The sequence below is a fragment of the Alloprevotella sp. oral taxon 473 str. F0040 genome (assembly GCF_000318095.2).
In the GTDB taxonomy this organism is placed as follows: Bacteria; Bacteroidota; Bacteroidia; order Bacteroidales; family Bacteroidaceae; genus Alloprevotella.
Genome location: NZ_KB290718.1, coordinates 198,188 through 205,415 on the forward strand (window position 1 = coordinate 198,188; position 7,228 = coordinate 205,415).

Genomic DNA, 7,228 nt, shown 5'->3' on the forward strand with positions numbered 1-7,228 from the left:
CTTATTTTACCCTTGCCTTTATGGGGCTACCCTCCTAAGGGTAGCTAAAAAATGTACGAATTCATCGCATAACATCTCATTTTTTCTTCGATTTCATCGGTTTCATCCCTTTTCACACCCATACATCCATGAAGAGTTTCCGCTTAGAAAATGGTCTCCGCGTGGTGGTGCATTACCGCTCCTCTGACGTGCTCCACTGTGGCTATGTGCTCTGCACAGGCACCCGCCACGAAGATGCAGCCGACAGTGGCATGGCGCACTTCATCGAACACATGACTTTCAAGGGAACATCTCGCCGCCGCTCACGACAAGTGAACGACTATCTGGAGCGCGTAGGTGGAGAACTCAATGCTTTCACCAGCAAACAAGAAACGGTGTATTCTGCCACGGTGCTACGCAAGGATTTCTCACGCGCAGTGGATGTGCTCACCGACATTGTTTTCCACAGCACCTATCCGCAGGCAGAAATCGACAAAGAAGTGGAGGTGATCATCGATGAAATCGACAGTTATCGCGACAGCCCTGCTGAATTGATTTTCGATGAGTTTGAACAACTGGTTTATGGTGACGCACCTCTTGGTCGCGACATTTTGGGGGATCCCGAACGTCTGCGCACATACACTACTGCCGATGCGATGCGATTTACTAAACAGCACTACACTCCTAAAAACGCGGTGTTTTATGTGCATGGAGAAGTAGAGATGCGCACTATCATTCGCCAACTCCAGAAATGGCACAACTGCAAAATGTTCGGTTCCATCGAAGACTCAGAAGATTTTAATACAGAACCCGTAGAGCATTTTTCTATCAAACCCAAGAGAGAATTAGGAACAAATAACGATGAAATCGGCAATTCTGAAACCACTAAGGAGGTAAAAGGCTCAATTACCCCGGCATTACCGACTGTGCGCCGTGTTAATCGTGGCACTCACCAAGCACACGTCATGATGGGAGGACTCACCTTCGGAAGTGATGACGAACGTCGCTTCACGCTTCTTTTACTCAATAATATATTAGGAGGCCCTGCCATGAATTCTCGCTTAAACATGGCCGTGAGAGAGAAATGTGGTTTGGTCTATAGCATCGATGCCTATCTCAACACTTATCCCGACACAGGATTCTGGAATGTATATTTTGGTTGTGATCTGGAAGATGTGAATCGCTGCTGCAAACTGGTGGAGCGTGAGCTTGCTAAACTAGCGCAACACCCACTCACCCCGCGACAACTTCATGCAGCTCAAGAGCAGCTCTGTGGACAGATTGGTATCTCTGGCGATAACTCTGAAAGCGCGGCACTCGCAATGGCTAAACAGTTTGCACATTTCGGCACATATCGCAATATTTCACGACTCTATAAAAAGATTCGCAACATATCTGCGGAGCAACTCCAACAGCTAGCCAAAGAGATTTATCGACCAGAAGCAAGATACACACTGATATATCACTAATTGCATTTGAAGCCTACCTGTTATAGTGAAAAAAAATATTTCCCGATGAAATCGGAGTTTTTAGTATAAACAGGATGGTAGACAAAAGTATTACCCGAAATATCAGCACCCGAAAGGCCTCAAAATCAAATTAAATTAGTAAATTTGCGCTTGTGCGTGTAAAATAAACTGACTACAAAAATTCAGCACATTCACATGGGGCGCAAATAAGCGGCCATACTCAACGAAATTATCCATTATAAAAGTATAAGATGAACGTTATTACAAAGACTGTCTCCCTGCCTGATGGACGTACCATCAGCATTGAGACCGGTAAGCTCGCGAAGCAAGCGGACGGCGCGGTGATGCTGCGCATGAACAACACGATGCTTCTCGCTACCGTTTGCGGTGCCAAAGACGCTGCCCCCGGCACCGATTTCATGCCCTTGCAATGTGACTATAAAGAAAAATACTCCGCTGTGGGTCGCTTCCCCGGTGGATTCACCAAACGCGAAGGTCGTGCTGGCGACTACGAGATCCTCACTTCTCGTCTCGTTGACCGCGCCCTCCGTCCCCTCTTCCCTTCTGACTATCACGCAGAAGTGTTTGTGAACATCACACTCTTCAGTGCTGATGGCGTGGATATGCCCGATGCTCTCGCTGGTTTCGCTGCCTCTGCAGCTTTGGCTTGCACCGACATTCCTTTTGATGGTCCTATCTCTGAAGTGCGCGTGGCTCGCATCAACGGAGAGTTTGTGATCAACCCTACCTTCGAACAACTCAAGGGTGCCGACATGGATCTCATGGTTGCGGCTACTGAAGAGAACATCATGATGGTGGAAGGTGAAATGGACGAGGTGCCCGAAAGCGCACTCCTCGAAGCACTCAAGGTGGCTCACGCTGCTATCAAACCCATGTGCCAAATCCAAAAGGAACTCTCTAAGGAATTGGGCAAGGATGTGAAGCGCGAATACTGCCACGAAGTGAACGACGAAGATCTCCGTGCACAAGTGAAGAACGACTGCTACCAAAAGTGCTACGACATCACGAAGTCTGCACTCGAAAAGCACGATCGTTTCGATGCTTTCGAAGCTGTTCGTGAAGAATTTAAGGTGGCTTACGCTGCTGCTCACACCGAGCTTACTGAAGACGAATTGGCTGAAAAGAATGCACTCATTGATCGTTACTACCACGATGTTGAGAAGGACGCTATGCGTCGTTGCATCCTCGACGAAGGCGTGCGTCTCGATGGTCGTAAGACTACTGACATCCGTCCTATCTGGTGCGAGGTGAATCCTCTCCCCGGTCCTCACGGTAGCGCTATCTTCACTCGTGGTGAAACACAAAGCCTTTCTACCACAACGCTCGGTACGAAGCTCGATGAAAAGATGGTGGACGATGTACTCGATAAGAGCTACATGCGCTTCCTCCTTCACTATAACTTCCCTCCCTTCTCTACCGGTGAAGCTCGCGTTCAACGCGGTGTAGGTCGTCGCGAAATCGGTCACGGTCACTTGGCATGGCGCGGTTTGAAGGGGCAAATCCCTGCTAACTTCCCTTACACTGTACGTGTGGTAAGTGATATCCTCGAGTCTAACGGTTCTTCTTCTATGGCTACCGTTTGCGCGGGTACTCTTTCGCTCATGGACGCTGGTGTTCCCTTGAAGGCTCCTGTTTCTGGTATCGCAATGGGCTTGATTAAGAACCCCGGTGAAGACAAGTATGCTGTCCTCTCTGACATCCTCGGTGACGAAGACCACCTTGGTGACATGGACTTCAAGACCACGGGTACGCTCAAGGGCTTGACCGCTACTCAAATGGATATCAAGTGCGATGGTCTTTCTTACGAAATCCTCGAAAAGGCACTTGCTCAAGCTAAGGCTGGCCGTGAACACATCCTCGGTGAGATGATGAAGACCATGGATCACCCACGTGAAGACTACAAGCCTCACGTTCCTCGCATCGAAGCCTTCGAAATTCCTAAGGAATTCATCGGTGCCGTTATCGGCCCTGGTGGTAAGATCATCCAAGGTATGCAAGAAGAAACTGGTGCTACCATCACTATCGAAGAAGTGGATGGCGTAGGTAAGATTCAAGTTTCTGCTCCTAACAAGAACAGTATTGATGCTGCCGTTGCTAAGATCCGCGCTATCGTAGCTATCCCCGAAGTGGGTGAAGTGTACGATGCCAAGGTCATCAGCATCATGCCTTACGGTTGCTTCGTAGAGTTCATGCCTTCTAAGGAAGGTCTCCTCCACATCTCAGAAATCTCTTGGAATCGCCTCGAAAGCGTTGAAGACGCTGGCATCAAGGAAGGTGACAAGCTCCAAGTGAAGCTCCTCGAAATCGACCAAAAGACTGGTAAGTTCCGTCTTTCTCACAAGGTTTTGACCGAGAAGCCCGAGGGTTGGGAAGAACGTCCTGCACGCCGTCCTCGCCGCGAAGATGGTGAGCGTCGTCCCCGTCGTGAACAACGCGACTAATCTCACGCTTTTTAACCTAGTAGGCTGCTTTAGCCTATAAGCTGAGTTTTAGCAGCCTATTAGCTGCATATTGTCTATACCTTGCATTCTGCAGCATAGGATAATATACAATTTGTCCTCACACTCCGTTGGGAGTGTGAGGACATTTTTATTATGGATAACCATAAGAGAAGACCACTAACTTTTGTGATAGGAGACTTTCAGCCAAACACATGAAATTGGATATCTATAGTTCCTTCCAATTACATTTCTAATTGTCGCATTTTGAGGGCTAATACTTTTTACAAGGTACTCACGATGGTTTTGATAACATGGAAATTATAAGTAACTTTGCGGAAGAAATTAGCCTCTTTTGGAACTGTTGACTACGAGCTCACCTAAAGTTATTCGTCAGCCTCTTATGAACAGCAGTATAGGATTTACTGTCGTATCGATATTATCCCTAACCAGTACAATTCCAACCAAGTTAGGAAAGCACCTGATCTCATTATTAAACACCTATTACACAAAACAATATGAAAGCAGAAGAGTTCTTTGGGGAAATCTGTAAAAAAGCAATAGCCTTTGGTATGTCCCCAAAAAACAAAGGGCAGCAGATAGAGAACCCAATAGGAAATACCATTATTAGAACAAACTTACAATCAGAGGCATTTACTAGTGGTACTGCATATTTTGGATTCCTCAATCCAGAAGAAGAAACTTCTGGGCCATACTCTGATTTCTCTTTTGTCGTTTTTCCAAATTCAGTAGACAACGTGACGACTTGTGTGGTTTGTCTTGCTGTAGGTTCGTCTGGATTCCGCAACGATTATCAGTTGGCAGCACTTCCAGGTCTTCGCAGAATGTTCCTTAAACTCAAGGGGCAGAATACGTTTTTCAAGGCATCGTTTAATGATATAGAAAATACGTCAACTGATTTGTTGAAAGAAATTCGCGCATCATATACTCAATTAGCCAGTGTCATAGAGAAGTATAAGACTGTTTTGCCCGCTAGTTGCATTGTTAATCCTCAAGAGGAAGAAGGAATAAACACCATTTCTGCATGGCTGGCTACCTACGCTAAGATACGATCTTGGGGGACGAAAGAGAAAAAAGAACTGGTAGATGCCTGCTTGTCAAGTATTCTCTCCACAAGCGTTCCAAACGAAGAACAGGAGGTAAAAGACCTTCTCAAAAGACGTAAGTATATCGTATTGCAAGGAGCTCCAGGAACAGGAAAGACCTATACAGCATTGAATATCGCTAATAGTTACGATAAAACATTCTTTGAACAATTCCACGCAGAAACGACCTTCTCCGATTTTGTCTACGGTATAGAGCCTAATATGTCTGGGGATATGTCGCAACCACAGTTCACAGCGAAGGAAGGTGTGCTTTATCAAGCCATAAGATATGCAGCCGGCAATGAAGACAAAAATGTGCTACTGATCATCGATGAAATCAACCGCGCCAATTTGTCTAACGTGCTTGGTCCAGTATTTTATCTTTTCGAATATCAATCGGGGGAGAGAGACGTTGAAATATCAGTTGGTAAAATGAAGCTTACTCAGCTTCCTGATAATCTTCATGTGATAGCAACCATGAATACCGCTGACAGAAGTTTGGCTGTCGTAGACTTTGCATTGCGCCGCCGCTTTGCATGGTACACTCTCCGTCCTCACGAGATAACGCCCGGAAGTGGTAAGAAGTTCATGAAAGATAGCTACAATAAATTTGCTAATATTTTTTTCCAATACGCTACTGATGATGAACTTAATCTCCAACCTGGTCAATCTTATTTTATTGTAAGCAAACAGGAAGCTAACAAGGAAATGAAGGAGCGTATGATATATGAATTAATGCCCTTGATAAAAGAATACTTGGCTGAAGGTTATCTATTGAAGGCGAAAGACTCCTTCTGCGACTTATTCCTAAAAGAAACAGGAAAATTGATGTATGAGTAAAATGCAGGTGTTATCTTTGGGACAGCTACCAACTTTGTCTTCTACAATATGGACTTGCGATAAGGTGAAGCAAAGTTGGAAATGGAAAGGCCGCTCAATGGAAGCTGTCATGCAGAGATTTGTGGATCTGAATCAGAAGAATTTATCCTATCTTGATATTTCTGCATGTATAGAGTCCGTCAATGGCAAGCCTGCTATCAAACTCACAACATCTAGGTTTGTGGGTGCAATCCCTATTATTTCTCCTATGAATGGTAAAGCGGTGGGAGATCTAACTGTTATCGGCCGATTTGGAGAGGATGTAGGAGAACTAATAAGTTTACTTGATAGTACCATAAAACCTGAATATTCCGATGAACTTCAGTTGCTTCAGGATTCTCAGATGACGCCACCCATATTTATTGAGTGCTGCAAATACTTGGAACTTTATGAGCAAGCGGAAAAGTTCAAATGGGGAAAGTTTACCAATGAAGTCAGAACCAGTCGCCAACCAAGTGGTTCTACGCTGTGGTCGGAACATGCCATAAGAACAGCGCGCAATCCTATGGAATTCTCTGTTTTCCATAACAAATGCAATATACTCACCTCGGATCATCCTGAGTGGCAGCAATTAAACTACGTCCTCCAACTTGCTATAGAAGAACTAGAATCTCAAAGAACGCCACTTAGAACGCGGGCTGTCTATTCTTCACAGATCGCCAGAATGAAGATAAAACTTCGTGATAAACGTTGCTCTCCTATAGACCAAATAAAACTCCGTACATCAGACCCTTATATCATTAAACAGCTTAAAGAACTAGCAAATAACATCTTACGCAATAGTACTAACGAAAAGTTGGCATGGCGTATGGATTATGCAGAGTTTTTTGAGAGGTATATTCAGTACTTATTGAGCGATGTATCTAAAAAGAAAGGGGCAAGAGAAGTGAACAATCCTCATTATAGTATCCGCATGAGAAATCGTCCCTCATGGGCACTTAACTATCTGGAACCAGATATGATTATTCAGAAAGGAGACAAACAGATAGTAGTTGACGCAAAGTACAAAAGTCATCTTTTTAATTGGAACAAAGATAGCGAAGATATCAAGGAAACCTTCCGCCATGATCTTCATCAAATACTAGCCTATTGTTCCTTAAATGGTATGACTCAAAAACAAGCCATACTAGTCTACCCGTTCAGTGATTTCATTTGTCATGAAGTGAAGATATACAGTTCAGTCACAACTTCAGAAGTCAAAGTTTTGATGGTTGGTATTCCAATGGTGAAGAATAAAATAGAAGAAGTGAAGACTAGGCTTAATGAGGTCATTAACTTCGATAATAAGTTCCACCACAAACAAGTTCTTATCTGTTAAATCCCTCTGTCTCCAATC

4 protein-coding genes are annotated in these 7,228 nt (G+C 44.6%); all 4 read left to right on the forward strand.

Features of this window, described 5'->3' with window-relative positions; genetic code table 11:
* The first annotated feature begins 128 nt into the window (after positions 1–128).
* The 4 genes from HMPREF9999_RS09195 (at position 129) to HMPREF9999_RS09210 (ending at position 7,210) form a co-directional block, all read left to right on the forward strand.
* Positions 129–1,448: a M16 family metallopeptidase gene (locus HMPREF9999_RS09195; protein WP_009752468.1), complete on the forward strand. Its 1,320-nt coding sequence runs from the start codon at positions 129–131 to the stop codon at positions 1,446–1,448.
* 251 nt (positions 1,449–1,699) lie between these two features.
* Complete coding sequence (pnp, locus tag HMPREF9999_RS09200; RefSeq protein ID WP_009752469.1) at positions 1,700–3,910, forward strand: polyribonucleotide nucleotidyltransferase; 2,211 nt, start codon at positions 1,700–1,702, stop codon at positions 3,908–3,910.
* 515 nt (positions 3,911–4,425) lie between these two features.
* A complete protein-coding gene (locus tag HMPREF9999_RS09205) occupies positions 4,426–5,853 on the forward strand; it encodes an McrB family protein (protein WP_009752470.1) in 1,428 nt (475 codons plus the stop codon).
* The gene (locus tag HMPREF9999_RS09210; protein ID WP_009752471.1) at positions 5,846–7,210 is read left to right on the forward strand and encodes a 5-methylcytosine restriction system specificity protein McrC; all 1,365 of its coding nucleotides are present in this window, start codon (positions 5,846–5,848) and stop codon (positions 7,208–7,210) included. The genes HMPREF9999_RS09205 and HMPREF9999_RS09210 overlap by 8 nt, the downstream gene beginning before the upstream one ends.
* The last annotated feature ends 18 nt before the right edge of the window (positions 7,211–7,228 follow it).

Bases quoted from the DNA above. Each gene is read 5' to 3' on its own strand.
- HMPREF9999_RS09210 (WP_009752471.1), top strand. From the start codon at position 5,846: ATGAGTAAAATGCAGGTGTTATCTTTGGGACAGCTACCAACTTTGTCT.
- HMPREF9999_RS09205 (WP_009752470.1), top strand. From the start codon at position 4,426: ATGAAAGCAGAAGAGTTCTTTGGGGAAATCTGTAAAAAAGCAATAGCC.
- HMPREF9999_RS09195 (WP_009752468.1), top strand. From the start codon at position 129: ATGAAGAGTTTCCGCTTAGAAAATGGTCTCCGCGTGGTGGTGCATTAC.
- pnp (WP_009752469.1), top strand. From the start codon at position 1,700: ATGAACGTTATTACAAAGACTGTCTCCCTGCCTGATGGACGTACCATC.